The 18,616-nt window shown below is 68.0% G+C and carries 19 protein-coding genes; 11 read left to right on the top strand and 8 right to left on the bottom strand.

The window, feature by feature from the left end; genetic code table 11:
- Positions 1-95 precede the first annotated feature (95 nt).
- The 5 genes from G341_RS0108770 (at position 96) to G341_RS0108750 (ending at position 3,606) form a co-directional block, all read left to right on the top strand.
- On the top strand, positions 96-608 hold the full coding sequence (locus G341_RS0108770; RefSeq protein WP_155826868.1) for a hypothetical protein: 513 nt from the start codon (positions 96-98) through the stop codon (positions 606-608).
- Positions 605-1,309, top strand: a complete 705-nt coding sequence (locus G341_RS0108765; protein ID WP_018178750.1) for a helix-turn-helix domain-containing protein — start codon at positions 605-607, stop codon at positions 1,307-1,309. Before G341_RS0108770 ends, G341_RS0108765 begins: the two co-directional genes overlap by 4 nt.
- A gap of 104 nt (positions 1,310-1,413) precedes the next feature.
- Positions 1,414-2,538, top strand: a complete 1,125-nt coding sequence (locus tag G341_RS0108760) for a site-specific integrase (RefSeq protein ID WP_018178749.1) — start codon at positions 1,414-1,416, stop codon at positions 2,536-2,538.
- 230 nt (positions 2,539-2,768) lie between these two features.
- On the top strand, positions 2,769-3,098 hold the full coding sequence (locus tag G341_RS21525; RefSeq protein ID WP_018178748.1) for a helix-turn-helix domain-containing protein: 330 nt from the start codon (positions 2,769-2,771) through the stop codon (positions 3,096-3,098).
- 82 nt (positions 3,099-3,180) lie between these two features.
- The gene (locus G341_RS0108750) at positions 3,181-3,606 is read left to right on the top strand and encodes a universal stress protein (RefSeq protein WP_018178747.1); all 426 of its coding nucleotides are present in this window, start codon (positions 3,181-3,183) and stop codon (positions 3,604-3,606) included.
- A gap of 4 nt (positions 3,607-3,610) precedes the next feature.
- On the opposite strand, the gene atzF is transcribed toward G341_RS0108750, so the two are convergent.
- The 5 genes from atzF to G341_RS0108725 are packed head-to-tail and all read right to left on the bottom strand — an operon-like array spanning position 3,611 to position 10,297.
- Positions 3,611-5,272, bottom strand: coding sequence for an allophanate hydrolase (gene atzF / locus G341_RS0108745; RefSeq protein ID WP_018178746.1), 1,662 nt, complete (start codon positions 5,270-5,272; stop codon positions 3,611-3,613).
- Positions 5,269-7,287: a 5-oxoprolinase/urea amidolyase family protein gene (locus G341_RS0108740; RefSeq protein WP_018178745.1), complete on the bottom strand. Its 2,019-nt coding sequence runs from the start codon at positions 7,285-7,287 to the stop codon at positions 5,269-5,271. The genes atzF and G341_RS0108740 overlap by 4 nt, the downstream gene beginning before the upstream one ends.
- A gap of 1 nt (position 7,288) precedes the next feature.
- A complete protein-coding gene (locus G341_RS0108735) occupies positions 7,289-7,918 on the bottom strand; it encodes an urea amidolyase associated protein UAAP2 (protein ID WP_018178744.1) in 630 nt (209 codons plus the stop codon).
- Complete coding sequence (locus tag G341_RS0108730; protein ID WP_018178743.1) at positions 7,915-8,751, bottom strand: urea amidolyase associated protein UAAP1; 837 nt, start codon at positions 8,749-8,751, stop codon at positions 7,915-7,917. Before G341_RS0108730 ends, G341_RS0108735 begins: the two co-directional genes overlap by 4 nt.
- Before the next feature lies 1 nt (position 8,752).
- Positions 8,753-10,297: an amino acid permease gene (locus tag G341_RS0108725; protein WP_018178742.1), complete on the bottom strand. Its 1,545-nt coding sequence runs from the start codon at positions 10,295-10,297 to the stop codon at positions 8,753-8,755.
- A 177-nt stretch (positions 10,298-10,474) separates the two neighbouring features.
- On the opposite strand from G341_RS0108725, the gene G341_RS0108720 reads away from it, so the two are divergent.
- Positions 10,475-11,104 (top strand): TetR/AcrR family transcriptional regulator, encoded by a 630-nt coding sequence (locus G341_RS0108720; RefSeq protein ID WP_018178741.1) that lies wholly within the window; start codon positions 10,475-10,477, stop codon positions 11,102-11,104.
- A gap of 15 nt (positions 11,105-11,119) precedes the next feature.
- On the opposite strand, the gene G341_RS0108715 is transcribed toward G341_RS0108720, so the two are convergent.
- Positions 11,120-12,109, bottom strand: a complete 990-nt coding sequence (locus G341_RS0108715; protein WP_018178740.1) for a sigma-70 family RNA polymerase sigma factor — start codon at positions 12,107-12,109, stop codon at positions 11,120-11,122.
- Between the two features lie 209 nt (positions 12,110-12,318).
- Between G341_RS0108715 and G341_RS24285 the strand changes: the two genes are divergently transcribed.
- Together G341_RS24285 and G341_RS0108710 are read left to right on the top strand one after the other, a co-directional pair.
- Positions 12,319-12,447, top strand: a complete 129-nt coding sequence (locus G341_RS24285; RefSeq protein WP_281171105.1) for a hypothetical protein — start codon at positions 12,319-12,321, stop codon at positions 12,445-12,447.
- A gap of 126 nt (positions 12,448-12,573) precedes the next feature.
- Positions 12,574-13,953 carry an ROK family protein gene (locus G341_RS0108710; RefSeq protein ID WP_018178739.1) on the top strand — a complete coding sequence of 460 codons (1,380 nt, stop codon included), beginning with the start codon at positions 12,574-12,576 and terminating at the stop codon, positions 13,951-13,953.
- Between the two features lie 164 nt (positions 13,954-14,117).
- Here G341_RS0108710 and G341_RS0108705 read toward each other — a convergent pair whose 3' ends face one another.
- Positions 14,118-14,972, bottom strand: a complete 855-nt coding sequence (locus G341_RS0108705) for an ABC transporter permease (protein WP_018178738.1) — start codon at positions 14,970-14,972, stop codon at positions 14,118-14,120.
- Positions 14,969-16,021 (bottom strand): ATP-binding cassette domain-containing protein, encoded by a 1,053-nt coding sequence (locus G341_RS0108700; protein ID WP_018178737.1) that lies wholly within the window; start codon positions 16,019-16,021, stop codon positions 14,969-14,971. The genes G341_RS0108705 and G341_RS0108700 overlap by 4 nt, the downstream gene beginning before the upstream one ends.
- 227 nt (positions 16,022-16,248) lie before the next feature.
- Between G341_RS0108700 and modA the strand changes: the two genes are divergently transcribed.
- From modA to G341_RS21515, 3 genes are read left to right on the top strand one after another with little or no spacing between them, the layout of a single operon-like run.
- A complete protein-coding gene (gene modA, locus G341_RS0108695; RefSeq protein ID WP_018178736.1) occupies positions 16,249-17,007 on the top strand; it encodes a molybdate ABC transporter substrate-binding protein in 759 nt (252 codons plus the stop codon).
- Between the two features lie 28 nt (positions 17,008-17,035).
- On the top strand, positions 17,036-17,827 hold the full coding sequence (locus tag G341_RS21520) for an ABC transporter permease (protein WP_043451048.1): 792 nt from the start codon (positions 17,036-17,038) through the stop codon (positions 17,825-17,827).
- Positions 17,824-18,552, top strand: coding sequence for an ABC transporter ATP-binding protein (locus tag G341_RS21515; protein WP_018178734.1), 729 nt, complete (start codon positions 17,824-17,826; stop codon positions 18,550-18,552). Before G341_RS21520 ends, G341_RS21515 begins: the two co-directional genes overlap by 4 nt.
- The last annotated feature ends 64 nt before the right edge of the window (positions 18,553-18,616 follow it).

Genomic DNA, 18,616 nt, shown 5'->3' with positions numbered 1-18,616 from the left:
CATAGTTAGTGCATCGGATTGCACGGTAGGCAATATTGGTGCTACTGTTGTTGCATGCCGGGCGGCAGTCGCTCGGCACAACACGAGGAGACAAGATGACCAGCACGACTGACCTAGCGGAGCTTGAGGCCGCTATCGAGACCATCGACCGGGCCGCTGTATCCCTGATGAGGAGCGGCCACGACGCGGGGGGCTACCTCGGCGGGGTCTCGAACTGCCGAATGGGCTTGGACATGCTCAAGGAGGAAGACGAGGTCGAAAAAGTGCGGCGAGTCGAAGAACTGCGGCGAGTGCGTCGATATCTGGAGACAACGACAAGTCCTGTTACAGAACTCTGTCCCTGCGGCTGGGACCCCGCCGACCGCATCCGCGACCACGGCACCGGAACCGGCACACCGGGCGAGTTCTTGAACACCAGCGGCGAGCCGGACTACAAGGCACTCGACCGTGCCATCGCGGTGATCGAGGACTTCGCCGACTGGCAAGAGGAGCGGCCCGCCGACAAGACGCTGACGGCTTACCGCCGGGGCCTCGGCCGCGACCTGCGCCAGTTTGCCGGTCGCCTGTCCGTCAACCTCAAGGCCGACTCGGAGGGTGAGGCGGCGTGAAGACCACCACCGAGACGCTCGGGCAGGTCGTCGGACGCAACGTCCGGCGGCTTCGCCTGGAGCAGGACGCCACCCTCGAAGATGTTGGTCGAGCGGTTCGTTCACTCGGATTCAACTGGTCCACCAGCCGGGTTAACGCCATCGAGCGCGGCGCACGCGAACCGAAGTACGCCACGATTTTGGTGCTGGCGGTCGCGCTGTCCTGCACCCCGCGCGATCTTGTGTCGTCCGTGCCGTCGCCTCAGGGGCGCAAGGACACGGGCAACCTGGTCGATCTCGGCGGTGTGCTGATCCACCGACTCGAACTGATGCAGATGTTCCCTGAGGTCACCCCTGCGCTCGTGCCGGACCCCGACAAGGCTCTGAGCGATCAGCAATGGGCCGAGAGGCAGGGCTTCGATGACCCGGAATCGCTGCTGGCCGAGGTCTATTCGTCGATGGATTGGGCGGCCAAGTCGCGTCGGCCGAAGTTGTCGCAGTTGCGGTCAATAGCCGAACGCTCCGGCCTGGTCGAGGAGCGCACCGCGCGGATGCTCAACCTGCGCCCGGTAGTCCTGGCCGCCTGGTCGTGGGCAATGTGGGGGCACACCCTCGGTGCCGAACGCGACCGACGTTGCGCCGAATCGAGCGACGTCGAGTTGTGGCCCGCAGATGTCACCGCAGAACTGCGGGCTGAACTACGAGCCCGCACCGAGGACTGACCCCCCTCGCCAGAGAGACCGCCACGCGAACGCGTCGGCGGTTTTTTTGGCCCCAAAACACGGCCCCCGGCCACGAGATTCAAGGAAAGACAAGGGAAGACACCATGAGCAGTATCCATAAGGTCGAGCACCCCGATCGCCCCGTGCGGTTTCAGGTGCGGTGGCGCACCCCTGAGGGGACCCAGCGCAAGAAGTCGTTCGAGACCCGTCGCGAGGCGAAGCTGTACGCCGCGACGGTCGAGACCACCATCGCCACCGGCGGTTACGTCGATCCGCGCAGCGGTCAGGTAACGGTCGGTGTTCTGTACCCGCAATGGATGGCCGGATCCGCCCGGATCAAGGCGACCACCCGCGCCACCCGCGAGGTCACCTGGGGCAAACACGTCAAGCCGCACTGGGACAAGGCCGAGATCGGCAAGATCCGCCCGTCGTCGGTGCGCGGGTGGGTGGGGCAGATGCAGGCCAAGGGCTGCAAGCCCGCCACGATCTCCGATGCCCTCGCGATCCTGCGCGGAGTGCTGACGATGGCGGTGCAGGACCGGCTGATCCCATCGAACCCGGCGGACGGGGTCAAGGCACCCCGCCGCGAGCCGAAGGACAAGAAGTACCTGACGCACCGGCAGGTGCAGCGGTTGGCCGACGAGGTCGGCGACGACAGCACGGTGGTGCTGACGCTGGCGTACACGGGACTGCGGGTCGGGGAGCTGGCCGCGCTGCGGGTGTGCGACATCGACTTCCTGCGACGCCGGATCTCGGTCACCCGATCGGTGTCGTACGTGACCGGCAAGGGCATGGTGTTCACCACCCCCAAGACACACGAGACCCGCACGGTGCCGTTCCCGAAGTTCCTCGCCGAACCGCTGGCGCAGCTGGCGACCGGCAAGGGTCGCGACGATCTGCTATTCGGCTCCGGCAAGGACAAGCCGTTGCGGGTCGGCGGCTGGCGCAAGCGGGTGTACCGCCCGGCAGTGGAGCGGTGTCAGGCGAAGGACGAGGACTTCCCGAAGGTGACCGTGCACGACCTGCGCGCGACGGCCGTCTCGCTGGCGATCTCGGCGGGCGCGAACGTCAAGGCGATTCAACGGATGGTCGGCCATGCCTCGGCGGCGGTCACTCTCGACGTATACGCGTCGCTGTTCTCCGACGATCTGGAGCAGGTGTCGGACGCCCTGGACCGCGCACGCGCCGACGCTTGCGCCCCCGGTGCGCCCTCGGCGGCCTCGCAGTGACGTCTGCGAAATTCCGCCTCGCACCCCCGCCCCTGCTCCACCGCAGGCCAGCGGGGGTGCAGCATTTTCGGAGGTGTCAGCCGGGGCTCGACGACCGCGTTTCGCTGTGAGCGAAGAGGCCAGGTCGCTTCGGTGGGCGCAGCCGCTATGGGGATAAGGTTGCGAACACCCGGTCCACAGCAACGCAGGGAATGTCCCTCGGGCATCGGCACGGGAGCGAAGGAGGAGACATGGATCTGCGCGTGGTCGCTGCGGACGCTGCTTCTCCCGCCCCCGAACCGCTGATGCGGGCGCTCCTCGGTGAGACGCTGCGATCGGTTCGGCAGCGGCAGGGCCGCACCCTCAAAGAGGTATCCACCGATGCCGGCGTGTCGATGACCTACCTGTCGGAGGTCGAGCGCGGTCAGAAGGAAGCCTCCTCGGAGGTTATCGCCGCGATCACCCGGGCACTGGGCGGCAGCCTCATCGATCTTCTCGCCGAGATGAGCGGCCAGCTCGTCGGCGCCGACACGACGGTCGCCTCGGGCGCCGATCGGGCCGCCACTCTCGCGGTTGCCTGAACGCCCTCCTGCGTCTCGCCTGCCGGCGTAAAATCAAGCTGCGGCAAGGGAATCTGTCGGGCTCGTCGGTGGAGGGTCTGCGATGTCGGTGATCATCGGGTTCGACTCGCACCCATCCAGTCGCGCGGCGCTGACGTACGGCGCCGGACTCGCCCGGCGGCTCGGCACCGAGATCCACGTCGTGCATGTCGAAGACTCGTCGGATCAGCCGGTTGACCCAGACGAGCTCGACTACGAGGCCGAGCTGCAGACCAATCTGCATCGCCATGAACGTGTCGCGCGCGATCTGCTCGGCGCCGACGCCAAGGATTGGGACTTCACCTGTGTGCACGGCCCGATCCGCAATGCTCTGCGCCGGATGTCGGACCGATATCCCGAATCGATTCTGGTGATCGGCGAGCGGCGCCCGGGATTGCGCGCGGCGCTGTCGTCCATCTTCGATCGGCCGGTGGCGTCGAGCATCGTGCGGCACACCGGCTGCCCGGTGCTGGTGGTGCCCGAGGGCTGACCGCCTACCGGTCGGGCCAGTAGTCGACGGTCAGCGGTCGGCCGGCCTGCGCCGCCCCCAGGTCGCAGACGAATCCGGGTATCCATTCGCCGGTCGACAGCTCCACCGAGCCGAGCGTCATCGGGGACGGCAGTTCAGCGAGAAAGTCGCCGAGGGCGGCCGCCGGAACCCGCCAGACCTCGCCGCGAATGGCGCTGCCGGCGGCGGAGTCTCGCAGGAGTCCGGGCTTGGGCGGCGTGGTCGCCAGTTCGACGAGCCGGTACGCCGGCGCGGTGCTGATCGTCCCGGACCAGCGGGCGCCGCGATCGGCCAACTGCCATTCCAGCGGCTGACCGCGCAAATGGGCGCCGAACACGGCCAGCGGGATCGACTGCACACCAGCGGATTCGGGCCAGTAGCCGCTGACGATGGGCTCGCCGGCCAACGCGGCCGCGATATCCATGGCCGCGGCATCGTGCCCGGCCCGGCCGAATACGGTGACGCCGAATTGCGCTGTGCCGCCGGGATCGTCGACCGTTCCCGCGGGGAAGGCCACGGCGCAGAAATCGAGCAGGTTGCAGAAGTTGGTGAACGTTCCGAGCTCGCTGTTGACCCCGACCGGATCAGCCGCCACCTCGGCGATGGACGGATGCCGTGGCACCGTCGGCAGCAGCAGCCCGGCGCAGCCGTCCAGCACGTCGGTGGCCTCGGCGGCGAGTTCCGTGAGACGCCGCTGGTCGGCGGCGAGGGCGTGCGCCGGAATGTCCTTGGCGGCGGCGATGATCGAGGCCACGGTCGGATCCAGGCCGGCCGCATCGGACGCGCCGTCGATGAAGTCGCCGACGGCGGCGTAGCGCAGCGCGACGAGCGCGCCGTCGTACAGCAGCCGCGCCGCCTCCTGCAGCGGAGCGATCGACACCGATTTCACCGTCATACCCAGCGATTCGGCGCGCGCCACGGTGGCGTCGAACGCGTCGCGCCAGGCTGGCGACAGCCCGGCGAGCCCGTCCGGCACGGCGAGGACGGGCGCATCACCCGCGGCCAGGGGCGCATCGACCGGCCAGGCCCGCCCGCCGGTGGTGCCGAGCACCGACATCATCCGGTTGGCGGTGCCGAGGTCGCCGGCGAAGACGGTGACGCAGTCGTAGCCGGCGCAGGCGGGCACGACGCCGGCGGTGCTGACCGCGTCGACGGTCGGTTTGATGCCGACGATGCCCTGCAGGGCCGCCGGCACGCGGCCGGATCCGGCGGTATCGGTGCCGAGAGCGGCATCGGCGTAGCCGAGGGCGACCGCCACCGCGGAACCGGAACTCGATCCGCCCGAGATGTAGTCCGGTCGGCGTGAATCTCGCACCGCCCCATAGGGACTGCGGGTGCCGACGAGGCCGGTGGCGAACTGGTCCAGGTTCGTCTTGCCGATGACGACCGCACCGGCCGCGCGCAGTGCCGCGACCGCGGCGGAATCCCGCTGCGGCACATACGAGTACCCGGGACAGGCCGCCGTCGTCGGCAGGCCGGCCACATCGATGTTGTCCTTGACCGCAACGATCATTCCGGCCAGCGGTCCGTCACCGGCCGCTGATGCCGTGTAGTCAGTCTCGACGTCGGCCTCGGGGCGCAGGGCGATGAAGACCTCGTCGCGCCCGTCGGCCTCGATCTTCCGGTAGATCTCGGATACGCGGCTCATGCCGCCCGCCTTCCGCTGCTCTTGCTGCTGTCGAATTCACCGGCCGCGGCCCACCGCCGGCGCTCCTCCGAGCGGGCGGCCTCCATCGAATTGCGCACCCGTGCGATGTCGGTGGCGTTGCGCTGCAAGAACTGTCGATGCTGCGCCAGCGAAAACGTACCCGGGGTGATGTCGATGCTGCCGCGTCCCGCGGCGGTGTCGGCTCGCAGATCGGCAAGCTCCTCGGTGGACACCGAGTACCAGCTGATCCGGTCGAAATGCCGGAGCAGCCACGGGTTGTCGGGTTCGAATCCGCCCGCGGCCCGCGGGTGGCGGTGGTTCCAGACCTGCGTGGTGCGGCCGACGAACTGGTAGCCGCCGGGCCCTTCCATCCCGTAGATGCACAGGTAGGCGCCCCCGATGCCCACCGCATTCTCCGGCGTCCAGGTGCGGGCGGGGTTGTACTTGGTGGTGACCAGCCGATGCCGCGGATCCAGCGGAACCGCCACCGGTGCACCGAGATACACGTCGCCGAGCCCGAGCACCAGATACTCGGCGTCGAAGACGATGTCGAACACCTCCTGGACCGAATCGAGGCCGTTCATCCGCCGGATGAACTCGATATTCCACGGGCACCACGGGGCGTCGTTGCGGACGCCGTTCATGTACCGCTCGATCGCCTCGCGGGTCGACGGGTCGTCCCAGGACAGCGGCAGCGATACCGTCCGACTCGGGACGATCAGATCGTCGGCCGACGGCAGCTGCGATTCGGCCTCGACGATCCAGTCGAGCACCGCCGGCTGCGACATCCGCGCCGGATCGAATTTGACCTGGAGCGAACGGATTCCGGGGGTCAGGTCGGTCAACGCGGCCGGACGATCGGCGCCGAGCCGTCCGGCGAGGGCATGGACTCGGGCACGTAGTTCTAGATCCAGTGTCATCGGGCCGTATTCGACGAGGACGTTGTCGTCGCCGCTGCGGCGGTAGGTGATCGGGGTCTCGCCGTCGGCGGTCCATCCGCGACCCAGGATTCCGGAGTCGGCGTCGCAGGGCAGCGGTGCCACCCGTGCCTGCCCGGCGCGGCGGGCCCGGCAGGTGGCGGCGGGCGATGCCGCCGCCGACACGGCGACCGGGACGAAGCGGATCGTATCGCCCGGCTTGAGCTGCCCCAGCTTCCACCGCTCGGCGGCGGTCACGGTGACGGGACAGACGAAACCGCCGAGACTGGGTCCGTCCGGTCCGAGCAGGATCGGGGTGTCGCCGGTGAAGTCCAGCGCCCCAATCGAATATGGAGTGTCATGGATATTCGACGGATGCAGCCCGGCCTCGCCGCCGTCGGGGCGGGCCCACTCCGGACGCGGCCCGATCAGCCGCACGCCGGTGCGGTCGGAGTTGAAATGCACCTCGTACTCGGTCTCGTAGAGCGTCTCGATGTCTGACGGGGTGAAGAACTCCGGCGCGCTGTGCGGGCCGACCGTGACCGCGAGATGCCAGCTGTTGGAGATATGCGGCAGCTCGTCGCCGAGGATTCGGCGGGGATCGCCGGCGGTCTGGTCGCCCCGGACGAGCTCGTCGCCGGCCGCGAGCGCGCGGCCCTGCACCCCGCCGAACCTGCCGAGCGTGAACGTCGATCGGCTGCCGAGGTATTCGGGGGTATCGATGCCCCCGCGAATCGCGACGTAGGCCCGCATCCCGTAGTCGCCGGTGCCGCCGACGCGCAGCTCGTCGCCGGCCCGCACGGTGAGGGGAAGCCACTGGGGCATAGGCGTTCCCGAGACCGACACGTCGACATGCGCGCCGGTGACGGCGACCACGGCATCGGCGTGAAAGCGCAGGGTCGGGCCGGCGAGCGTGCATTCCAGCGCGGCCGCGCCCTCGGCGTTGCCGACCGCGATGTTGGCCAGCCGCATCGACAGGTCGTCCATCGGCCCCGACGGCGGCACCCCGACCTCCCAGTAGCCGGTGCGGCCCGGCCAGTCCTGGACCGTGGTCTGCGGTCCGGGGGTCACCACGGTGGCGATCGCTGCGCGTGTCATGTCAGTCCTCCGGTGCGGTGATGACGACCCGCACCGCGGTGGGGTCGAATCCGTTGCAGGGGTTGTTGATCTGCGGGCAGTTCGAGATGAGCACCAGCGTGTCGATCTCCGCGCACAGCACCAGCTTCTTGCCCGGCGCCGACAGTCCGTCGACGATGCCGAGGCTGCCGTCCGGATCGACCGGCACGTTCATGTAGAAGTTGATGTTGCCGACCAGGTCGGCTTTGCCGAGCCCGTGTGCGGCGCCCTCGATGAGGAAGTTCTCGACGCAGGCGTGCTGATGCTTGGTGTGCTGGCCGTAGCGCAGCGTGTTCGACTCCTGTGAACAGGCGCCGCCCAGGGTGTCGTGATTGCCGACCTCGTCCTCGATGATCGTCAGCATCGGCTGCGATTCCTGGTCGCGCAGAACCGATCCGGTGGTCAGGAAGATGTTGCCCTGACCGGCGATGGTCGCCTGCGCCGAGTAGCGGATGCGGTGATCGTCGGCTCCGTAGAACAGGGTGTCGACGGCCTGGTTGCCGTGCAGGTCGACCAGCGTGAGGGTGCCGCCGGCGGGTACGACCCCCGACCAGGGTCCGCGCTCGCCGACCTCTTCGTCGATGAGGACGGTGGGAGTGGCGGTGACGGTCATGACGGCTCCTGAGTGCGAGCGAGGTGGGTGTCCTCGGAATTGGCAACGGCACGTTGGTATTCCGGTTCGGTATCGGTGCGGGCTATCTGCGCGGCGAGATCGTCGGCCGCTCGCCAGGCGAGCACCTGGATCGGGCCGACGTCGAATGCCGTCGACGGGTCCAGCGGGTGCGCGGTGTTGACGATCGCGACCGTGCATGGCAAATGCAGGATCAGGTCGACATGCTTGCCGGCGCCGGCCGATCCGGTGGACTCGAGCGACCCGTCGTCGGACACGCGGATGCCGTGGAAGAACGACACCGAGGGCGCGACATCGGTAGGTGTGAGTCCGTGTTTGGCCGCGGCCAGGATGAACAGCTCGCGGCCGGCCGGGCTCGCCGAGTGCACCTGGCCGGCACCGTATTTGGTGACGTTCTGGCTCAGCGTAGTGGTGCCGCACAGGGCGTCGTGCCTGCCCGAGGTATCCGTCATGACGGTGGCGAGCACCCGGCCCTGATCCGACAGCAGCGGATGGCCGGTGCTCAGGTACGCCTGCCACGGCACCTTCACCGTGTCGGCGACATTCAGCCGTTCCCACGGGGCATCGGAGCGCCACAGCAGGAGGTGTGCGCAACCGGTCCCGGTGATGTCGGTCAACCGGATCCGGGTGCCGCGGGCCAGCACCTTGGTGGTGTACCGGCCGCCGGCGACCATCTCGGCCCACACCATGTCCGCGGGCGCAACATCTTCCGGGATCTCGGCGAAGCTGCTCGCCGGGACGAACGGCATCGACTCGGTGATCGTTCCGGACTGCGCGCGGGCGTGCGCCCGGGCGGCGCTCGTTGTCGCGGTCATGTCAGGCTCCTTCGATGGCGAGAGGGGTGCGGACGGGCATCGGATGCGGCTTGCGATGCGGGAAGCAGAGGATTCCGAGCAGGATGCAGGCGCCGATGGACAGCGGACCCGCCCACAGCAGCACCGGGTTGTTCCCGGTCGGGTTGTAGATCTCCGGGCGCGGCCAGGCCAGGTTGACCACCATGGCGAGTCCGTAGAGGACTGCGAGCGCGTTGACGACGATTCCGAAGCGGCCCAGGCCGAAGAGCTTCTTGCCGTCGGCGTCGGTCAGCGTCTGATCCGGCTTCCAGCCGCGTAGACGCTGGTACAGCATCGGTCCGGTGACCGCCAGATACGCCAGGTAGATCAGCACGATGCAGACGCTGGCGAGGGTGGCGAAGATCGCGGCGTTGCCGAGGTTGACCAGCAGGACGCCGATGCACAGCACGCCGATCAGGATTGACGGCGCCAGCGGAGTCTTGGTGCGGTCGTTGACCTTTGACAGCAGGGCGGCCGCCGGCAGGCGATGATCGCGGGCCATCGAGAACATCAGACGCGAGCAGGCGGTCTGAATCGCCAAGGTGCAGATGAAGATCGCGACGCAGACATCGGCGAGCAGCACCTTGCCCCAGAACGATCCGAGCACGGCGTTGAGCACGTACGGCAGACCCTGCGTGGCGAGTTCGTCGCCCAACTTGGGGGCGGCCATCAGGGCGGCGATGAGCATCAGCCCGCCGCCGATCGCCGAGGCGGTCAGCGCCATCCGGATGGTGCGCGGGGCGACGCGGCGCGGATTGCGGGTCTCCTCGGCGAGTTCGCCGGCTGAGCCGAACCCGACCATGACGTACGCGGCCATCAGACCGGAGACCAGGAACGCGCCGAGGTATCCGCCGTGGTGCCCGATGTCGCCGGTGTGCAGCACCACGTCGGGGCCGCGCTTTGCGTGGAAGAACAGGGCGAGGATCACCGCGGTGACGCCGACCAGCTCGCAGGTGACGCCGATGCTGTTGATCCGGCTCATCCACCGCACACCGATGCAGTTGATGACTGTGGTCAGGGTGAGCAGGATCGATCCGAGGATCACCGCGTTGGTGGCGCCGCTCGTGCTGGTGAGCGAAGGATCGCCGCCGACCAGCTGAAAGCCGGTCCAGATGGCCGGCATGACCACCTGCAGAGCGATCGCCGCGGCGGACGCGGTGACGATCTGCGCGAGGATCATGAACCAGCCGCCGAACCAGCCGACCACCTCGCCGCCGAGGCGTCGCGACCACTGATAGATCGCTCCGGAGATCGGGTACCGGGCGGCCATCTCGGCGAAGCAGAGGGCGACGAGGAACTGGCCGCCGTAGACGATCGGCCAGGTCCAGAAGAAGGCCGGGCCGCCGAGCCCGAAACCCAGACCGAACAGCTGGAAGATCGTCGTCAGGATCGAGACGAACGAGAATCCGGCCGCGAAGGACGCGAATGTGCCCAGGCTGCGATGCAGCTGCTCGGTGTAGCCGAACTCCGATAGATCGTCGGAATCCTTTGAAACGGTTGGTGTTTCGGTGAGAGGCGGTGCAGTCATGGGAACCCCCGGGGAGCGGTTTATCTGTCGATTGATAGAAAACCGTCTTCCGTTGTCGCCGTGATGACCGAAGTGTTTCCAGTCGGCTACCGCATGCAACGGTTGTGTTTCGTCCCGCCCCGGTGCGGCCGTTTCGTCGGAAACCGGCGCACTCGCGGCCCCGGTAGGGTCGGTGGCGTGTCCAACGCTGCGTCGACGTCATCCGGTGGGCGAGGGCGCCCGCGTCTGGAACCGCGACGCCGTAAGGGTGCGTCCGCCGCCGAGGAGATTCTCGATGCGGCGGCCGAACTGTTCACCACCCGGGGATACGCCGGCACGTCGACGCGGATGATCGCCGAGGCGGTCGGCATCCGGCAGGCGTCGCTCTATCATCACTTCGCCACCAAGGACGACATCCTGGCCGCGCTCCTGGAACAGACCGTGAGTGCGGCCCTCGCCCGCGCCCGTGAACTGGCCGCTGCCGATGGCCCCGCCATCGATCGACTCTGCGAACTCGTGCGATTCGATGCCGATCAGCTGGCGTCGGCGCGTTGGAATCTGGGTGCTCTCTACCTGCTGCCCGAACTCGGGGCCGACCGGTTCGCCGAGTTCCGGAGCGCCCGAAGCGAACTGGCGGTGACCTACGAGCAGCTCGCGGCCCACGCGCTGGGCCGACCGGACGACCCGCTGCAGTATCTGCCGCTGCGTCTGGTGGAGTCGGTGATCAACCTGCGGTCGGACAACGCGATCGGCGGCCGCGGCCGTCCCGGTCGTGCGGAGATCGTCGACGCGATCGTCGCGGCCACCCGGCGGATCGTCGGCGGCTGATCGATCCGGCGGTGATCAGTGCGGCCGCGCCGGCAGCCCGAAGCGGTGGAACAGCGCCGTCATGTCGTCGGTGAAGAACACGGTCACATGCGCGACGCCGGTCGCCGTCACGTCCAGGACCTGCAGCTGGAACGGGTAGTGCGTCGGATCGTCGCCCTGGCGCATGTACAGGCCGAAGGCCGGCTGTCCGTTGGCGATCGTCGGCAGCAGGATCTGGTCGCCCGGTCCGGAGGCCGGACAGTTTCCGCGGATCAGTTCGCCGATGTTCTCCGGGCCCTGATACCAGCCGGTGAACGGCGGCATCTCCCAGATGGCCTTGTCGGTGAACAGTTTGACGATCGCGTCGACGTCGTAGTTCTCGAAGGCGTCGACATAGCGGCGGAGCAGTTCGCGTTCGGTGGGGCTGTCCGGCTCCACGAGTGAATGCTGCACGCGTTCACTGTCTTTGAGTTGGGTGCGGGCCCGCTGCAGCAGGCTGTTCGCGGTGGCGACGGTGATGCCCAGCGTCTCGGCCACCTCGGCGGCCCGCCACTGCAGGACATCGCGGAGGATGAGGACCGCGCGCTGCCGGTCCGGGAGGTGTTGCAGTGCGGCGACGAAGGCCAGCCGTACGGACTCGCGTTCGGTGACCACCGCGGCCGGATCGGCCGTGCCGGAACGGGTGTCATCGCCGGCGAACGGCTCCAGCCACGGCACCTCGTGATCTTCGAGGAGCGGCGCGCGCGGGTCGGAGGGATCGGTGCCGAGCCCGGACGGCAGGGGGCGTCGGCTGCTGCTGCCGAGGGCGGTGAGACAGGTATTGGTGGCGATCTTGTGCAGCCAGGTCCGCATCGACGCGCGGCGGTCGTAGCCGCCGTAGCCGCGCCAGGCACGGACCATCGTCTCCTGGACCAGGTCTTCGGCGTCGTGATGGCTGCCCATCATGCGATAGCAGTGGGCGATCAGCTCGCGGCGATACGGCTCGGCCTGCTCGAGGAACTCGGCATCGGCGGTCGCGGTGGTCATCACACCACGATAAGCGGCAGATCCGACAGTGGTGGCCGATGTCGCCCGAGAGCGGAGCGAGGGATTTGCGCACGCTGATTCCATTTGCCTGCGGCACGGTGAACGCGCACGCCACGAGGTGTTTTCGCGACCGAAATGGCGCGTGGCTCGCGAGCGGGCCGATCCGGACATTGTTGGCTGGTGCGGCGGCTGCCGCTAGATTTTTGCGCATGCCGAGTCAGCCGCGGATCCCGTCCGCCACCCAGGTGGCGGACGAATGCGTGACGGTCAGTTACATGACCGTCGCGCTGGGATGCCGTCTGCCGCTGGCGCGCATCCTCTGTTGTCGAATGTCCTGATCGATCCGACTCGCCAGACCCGACCGGCCTCCGGTCGGCGCAGACATTCGATTCCCACCCGAGCGACAACCCAGCGGTGCCGTGCACCGCTGTTCGCCGGGCCCTTTTTCAGAGGACTGAACTCAGATGACCGTCATCACCACCACGTTTCCCGCACGCATCCCGTCGGCCGGCTCCGGCGCCGATGTCACCGGCCCGGTTCGGCGCCCGTATGCGCCGCGTGCACCCAAATCGACACCGGCACGTACCGTTGCGCCCATACTGGTGCGCAATCGCGCGCGGACTTCATCGCTGGAGCGCACCGTGACGGGCACGGCCGCGCACACAGGGAGGACCGGAAAGATTTACGTCTCGACCCCCAAGCTGCAGCTGTCGACGAAGCCCTCGGCCGTCGTGCTGCGGGCCGCTCGCCTGCGCGGGCCGGTCTTCCGGGATGCCGCGGCGCAGGCGTCGGGCCTGAGCATCTCGACGGTCAACCGTCAGGTCAGCGCACTGCTGAAGGCGGGCCTACTGCGTGAGCGCGCGGACCTGGCCCCGGCAGGCGCCATCGGTCGACCGCGGCTCCCGTTCGAGCTGAATTCCGCCGAATTCCTCACTGTCGGAATCCATATCGGCTACAAGGTCACCTCCATCACCACCCACGACCTGTTCCACCGGGTGGTCGGCGCGATCCAGATCCCGACGCCGGCGGCCGACACCCCCGAGCAGACGCTCGCGTCGATCTCGGTGAGCGCCAAGCGTTTTCTGACGCGCTGGCCGGTCAAGCATGTGCTGTGGGCGGGCGTCGCGATCGGCGGTCGCGTCGGAGAGGGCGGCGTCGTCGACCACCCGCGACTGGGCTGGCGCGGCGTCCCGGTCGGCGCCACCATCGCCGACATCACCGGGCTGCCGGTGTCGGTCGCCTCGCACGTCGAGGCGATGGCCGCAGCCGAGCTGCTGCTGAACCCGTCGGACACCGGGGCCAACTTCCTCTACTTCTACGCCCGCGAGACCGTGGGCGTGTCCTTCACCGTGGACGGCGCGGTCTACACGCCGACCGCGGGCCCGCCGGTCATCGGGCATTTCCCGGTCGGTCGGACGGAGCTGCTCGACCCGAAGAACACGGGTCGGCTCGAGGACACGGTGAGCGACACCGGCGTCGTCGAGGCCGCGCGCGCCGCGGGCCTGGCCGTCGACGAGGCCGACGAGGTGCATCGACTGGCCGCGGACGGCGACGAGCGGGCGCAGGCAATTCTCGATGAGCGGGCCACGGTGCTGGGTCGCGCCGTCGGAATGATCGCCGACATCTTCAATCCGGATCACGTCGTCCTGGGCGGGCAGGCGTTCACCGACGCGCCGGCGACGCTGCCGAAGGTCGCCGCCGCGGTCCGCGCGACGTCTGTCGCGGAGAACCGCGATGTGCGGGTGTCGCGGTCGGGCGCGACGGTGCAGCAGCTAGCCGCGGGCGCCGTGTCGCTGGACGCGATCTACAACGACCCGATCGAGGCGCTGGCGCTCACGAGCTAGCGGCGCCTCAGTATGAAATCCGCGCCACTTCCGTGGATCCGCGCCGCCTGCAACCGGCGCGGATCTGCAAAAGTGGCGCGGATTCGGTCGTTGGTGACCGGAACTGGCGCGGATTTCGTCGGTGGCTGCGACGACACCGCGGCGCGGATTTCTGGGTAGTGGCGTCAGTTCGCGGTGCGCCGGTTGTATGCGCGCAGGGCGAACGGTGCGATCAGCGCCGCCAGCGCCAGCGACCAGACGATGGTCATGATCACCGAATGCTGGAGCGGCCATTGCGAACTCGCGGTCGCGTTAGGGCCGTTGCCCCAGAGTTCTCGCATCGCCTGAGTCAACGATGAGATCGGATTCCACTCGGCGGTCACCCGCAGCCAAGTCGGCATGTTGGCCGTCGGTGCGAAGGTGTTCGCCAAGAAGGTTATCGGGAACATCGTCGAGAACATGACGCCGTTGACGCCCTCGACCGATCGCATCAGCGAGCCGACCAGTATGCCGAACCACACCATCGCAAAGCCCCACAACAGGATCAGCGCGAACGCCGCGATCGCCTTGCCCACGTTCGTATGGATCCGCCAACCGATCGCCAGACCGGTCAGCGCCATCACGCCGATGCCGATCGATGAATGCAGCAGACCTGCGAGACTGCGGCCGATCAGCACCGACGAACGGGCGATCGGAAGCGACCGGAATCGATCGATGATGCCCTTGTCCAGGTCGGCGGTGATGCCGGTGGCGACGACGAACGACGCGAAGGTGATCGTCTGCGCCATGATGCCGGGCAGCAGCCATTCCTTGTAGCCGTAGCCCGGCGCCGGCGAGATCGACGCGCCGAACACATACGCGAACAACAGCACGAACATGATCGGCTGAATGGTGACGTCCGAAAGCATCTCGGGCATGCGCTTGGTGTGAATCAGGTTGCGCTTCACCATGATCAGCGACTGCTGCAACAGGGTGGTGTCGGTGATCGTGGGTCGTCGGGACGTCCCGGTGGCCGCGGTGGTCTCGATGGCGACGCTCATCGCGAGGCCTCCTTCTCGGAGTCGGAATTATCGGTGTCGGCATCGCTGTCGTCGGAGTCGGGGTCGGCTGCGTCCTCGGCGCGGTGGCCCGTGAGCGACAGGAACACATCGTCCAGGCTGGGGCGGGAGAGTCCAATGTCGTCGACCGCGATCCCGCTGCGTTCGAAGACACCAGCGATCTTGGTGAGATCGGCGATGCCGTCGGCCGGTGCGGTCAGCCGCCGCGCGGAGTCCTCGACGTAGACCTCACCGCGTAGATCGCGAAGCAGCCGCGCGGATTCGGCGATATCGCCGGCGTGCGACACCGTGACCACCAGTGCCGCCTGGCCCGCCTGCTCCTTGAGCTGCAGCGGGGTGCCGGCCGCGATGATCTTGCCTCGATCGATGACGACGATGTCGTCGGCCAGCTGGTCGGCCTCCTCCAGGTACTGCGTCGTCAGCAGCAGGGTGGTGCCGTCGCGGACGAGGTCGCGCAGCACGTCCCAGAGTTCGTTGCGGCTGCGCGGGTCGAGGCCGGTGGTCGGCTCGTCGAGGAACAGCACCGGCGGGGCGGCGAGCAGGCTGACGGCCAGGTCGAGCCGGCGGCGCATGCCGCCCGAGTAGGACTTGACCACTTTGTCGCCGGCGTCCGCCAACGAGAACTGCTCGAGGAGTCGTTCGCCGACCGACTTCAATTCACGGCGGCCGATGCCGTACAGGCCGCCGATCATCCGGAGGTTCTCGCGGCCGGTCAGCAGCTCGTCCACGGTTGCGGCCTGGCCGGTGACCCCCATGTTGCGGCGCACCGCGTCGGGATCCTTGAGCACGTCGTAGCCGGCGATGGTCGCGGTGCCGGCCGTCGGCTTGGTCAGCGTGGTCATCATCCGCACGATGGTGGTCTTGCCGGCGCCGTTCGGACCGAGCAGTCCCAGCACGGTGCCCTGCGGAACCGCGAAACTGACGTCATCGACGGCGGTCTGCTCGCCGAATCGCTTCACCAGACCGATGGCCTCGATGGCGATGTCTGGGCCGGAAGCCGGGTGCGGAGGTGATGGGGCCGGTGCGGTCATGTGTTCCAAGGTAGCTGGCAAGTCGGACATGTTCGCAAGCTCTTTTCTGACAGTGCGCGCGGTGAACGCGCCATCGGGAAAGCGGACATGAGTACAGACAAGACCTGTCGCTCAAACTCATCGGTCGATCGCGAACTCGATTGCGAACCGGCCGCACATCAGGCCGGATCCGGCAGCAGCCGATAGCATCATCGAAGGCGAAATCGGCTGCTGAGAGGGCCCGCGTGATGAACTGGTACACCAAGGGAACGGTCGCGGTCGTCGCGGGGATCTGCGCGGCGGGTTCGGTAGCCGCGTGCTCCGACGGGAGCGACAACGACAAGACGACGCTGACGGTGTTCGCCGCGGCATCGTTGAAGGATTCCTTTGAGAAGCTCAAGGATGCATACGAGCAGCAGCACCCGGGCGTCACGGTGAATATCAGCTACGACGGCTCCAACGCCTTGGTCACCCGGATCAAACAGGGGGCCACCGCCGACGTGATCGCCACGGCCGACACGAAGACGATGGATGCGCTGGGAACCGAGGCCGCCGATCGTGGGGACTTCGCGACGAACACGCTGACGATCGTCACGGCCGAAGGGAATCCGAAGCACATCGCATCACTCGCCGACCTCACCAAGCCCGGGATCACGACTGTTCTGTGCGCACCACCGGTCCCGTGCGGTGCGGCCAGCCTGAAGGCGGAACAGCAGGCGGGTGTCACCATTGCGCCGGTCAGCCAGGAGACGTCCGTGACGGGTGTTCTCACCAAGGTGCGCACCGGGCAGGCGGATGCCGGGATCGTGTACGTCACCGATGCCGAGACGGCCGCCCGGCAAGTGGACACCGTCAGCGATCCCGCGTTCGGTGGTGTGGTGAACCACTACCCGATCGCGGTGGTGGCCGGCACCAAGCACGAGGCCGACGCAACCGCATTCGTCGATCTCGTGCGCGGGCAGACCGGACAGGAAGTGCTGGGACAGTTCGGATTCGGGCCCGCGTGACAGCCCAGGTGGCAGCAAGGTTGCGCCGGTGAGGGCCGTCCCCCGTTGGCTGTACCTACCGGCCGCCCTGGGTATTACAGTGGTCCTGCTGCCGCTGGTGGCGATCCTGGTGAAGACGCCCTGGGGGAGTTTCTGGTCGTCGATCACATCCCATGACGCGTTGACGGCGCTGGGGCTGAGCCTGCGCACGGCCGCGTTGAGCACGGTCGGATGTCTGGTCCTGGGAGTCCCACTGGCGATCGTGTTCGCCCACAATCGTTCCCGGATACTTCGAGTTGCGCGCGCGATCGTCCTGCTGCCGTTGGTGCTGCCGCCGGTGGTCGGCGGTCTGGCGCTGCTGTATGTCTTCGGGCGGCAGGGGATGCTCGGAAAACAATTGCACGCCTGGGGAATCGACATCGCCTTCAGTACGACGGCCGTGGTGCTGGCGCAGCTGTTCGTGTCGTTGCCATTCGTGGTTATCACCGTCGAGAGTGCGCTGCGCACCGTCGGCGACCGCTACGACCGGGTGGCGGCGACGCTCGGCGCGTCACCGGCTCGTACCCTGGGCCGGGTGACGTTGCCGCTGATCGGCCCGGCCCTCGCGTCGGGGACCGTGCTGGCTTTCGCCAGGGCGCTCGGCGAATTCGGTGCCACGATCACCTTTGCCGGCAATCTTCCGGGGGTCACCCAGACGGCGCCGCTGGCGATCTATGTCGACCAGATCGACGATCCGGCGCACGCGCTGCCGATGTCGGTGCTGCTGGTGGTGGTGGCGCTCGTCGTGGTGATCGCGGTGCATGCACGAGAGTCGAATCGGCAACGGAGCCTGGTGATTTGACGGCCCTGCGCGCGCAGCTGCGGCTGCGGACCCCGGATATCGAGGTGGCCCTCGACGTGGCGGCCGGGCATACGCTGTCCTTGCTCGGTTCGAACGGCGCCGGCAAATCGACGATCCTCAACCTGCTTGCCGGACTGACGGATCCGGATGCCGGCCGCATCGAACTGGGCGATGACGTGCTGTTCGATGCGGCCCACTCGGTTCCGCCGCATCGTCGCGGCGTGGTGCTGCTGACGCAACAGCCGACGCTGTTCCCGCATCTGAATGTCCGTCACAACGTCGGATTCGGCCCGGCCGCATTGAGACTCGGCCGCGACGAGGTGGCTCGTCGGGTCGACGAGTGGATGGAGCGGGTCGACGTGGCCGGCCTGGCCGATCGACGGCCCGCCGAGTTGTCGGGCGGCCAGGCCGCCCGGGTCGCACTGGCACGGGCGCTGGCAACGCATCCGCGGCTGCTGCTGCTGGACGAACCCTTCGCCGCGCTCGACGTCGACATCGCCGATCGGATGCGGGTCCTGCTGCGCGACTTGCTGGTCGACCAGACCTGCGTTCTGGTGACGCATGATCTGGCGGATGCCGCGGTCCTGTCCGCCACCGCTGCCGTGGTCGAACACGGCCGCATCATCGACAGCGGACCCACCCGCCGGGTGCTGGCGGAGCCGAAGAGTCCGCTGATCGAACGGCTGGTCCGCCCGACGGGCGGTGTAGACGACTACTTCAGCTAGGGCGTGTCTCCTAATAGGCGTGTCCAGCGGAGGCATGCCTGTAGGACCACGGCGGCTCGGTAGG

It is taken from the genome of Jongsikchunia kroppenstedtii DSM 45133 (assembly GCF_000380485.1).
GTDB lineage: Bacteria > Actinomycetota > Actinomycetes > Mycobacteriales > Mycobacteriaceae > Jongsikchunia > Jongsikchunia kroppenstedtii.
Note: the sequence above shows the minus strand (reverse complement) of the source record. Positions and strands in the feature narration are given on the sequence as shown.

Bases quoted from the DNA above. Each gene is read 5' to 3' on its own strand.
- G341_RS0108770 (WP_155826868.1), top strand. From the start codon at position 96: ATGACCAGCACGACTGACCTAGCGGAGCTTGAGGCCGCTATCGAGACC.
- G341_RS0108760 (WP_018178749.1), top strand. From the start codon at position 1,414: ATGAGCAGTATCCATAAGGTCGAGCACCCCGATCGCCCCGTGCGGTTT.
- G341_RS21525 (WP_018178748.1), top strand. From the start codon at position 2,769: ATGGATCTGCGCGTGGTCGCTGCGGACGCTGCTTCTCCCGCCCCCGAA.
- G341_RS0108750 (WP_018178747.1), top strand. From the start codon at position 3,181: ATGTCGGTGATCATCGGGTTCGACTCGCACCCATCCAGTCGCGCGGCG.
- atzF (WP_018178746.1), bottom strand. From the start codon at position 5,272: ATGAGCCGCGTATCCGAGATCTACCGGAAGATCGAGGCCGACGGGCGC.
- G341_RS0108740 (WP_018178745.1), bottom strand. From the start codon at position 7,287: ATGACACGCGCAGCGATCGCCACCGTGGTGACCCCCGGACCGCAGACC.
- G341_RS0108735 (WP_018178744.1), bottom strand. From the start codon at position 7,918: ATGACCGTCACCGCCACTCCCACCGTCCTCATCGACGAAGAGGTCGGC.
- G341_RS0108730 (WP_018178743.1), bottom strand. From the start codon at position 8,751: ATGACCGCGACAACGAGCGCCGCCCGGGCGCACGCCCGCGCGCAGTCC.
- G341_RS0108725 (WP_018178742.1), bottom strand. From the start codon at position 10,297: ATGACTGCACCGCCTCTCACCGAAACACCAACCGTTTCAAAGGATTCC.
- G341_RS0108715 (WP_018178740.1), bottom strand. From the start codon at position 12,109: ATGACCACCGCGACCGCCGATGCCGAGTTCCTCGAGCAGGCCGAGCCG.
- G341_RS24285 (WP_281171105.1), top strand. From the start codon at position 12,319: ATGCCGAGTCAGCCGCGGATCCCGTCCGCCACCCAGGTGGCGGACGAA.
- G341_RS0108710 (WP_018178739.1), top strand. From the start codon at position 12,574: ATGACCGTCATCACCACCACGTTTCCCGCACGCATCCCGTCGGCCGGC.
- G341_RS0108705 (WP_018178738.1), bottom strand. From the start codon at position 14,972: ATGAGCGTCGCCATCGAGACCACCGCGGCCACCGGGACGTCCCGACGA.
- G341_RS0108700 (WP_018178737.1), bottom strand. From the start codon at position 16,021: ATGACCGCACCGGCCCCATCACCTCCGCACCCGGCTTCCGGCCCAGAC.
- modA (WP_018178736.1), top strand. From the start codon at position 16,249: ATGAACTGGTACACCAAGGGAACGGTCGCGGTCGTCGCGGGGATCTGC.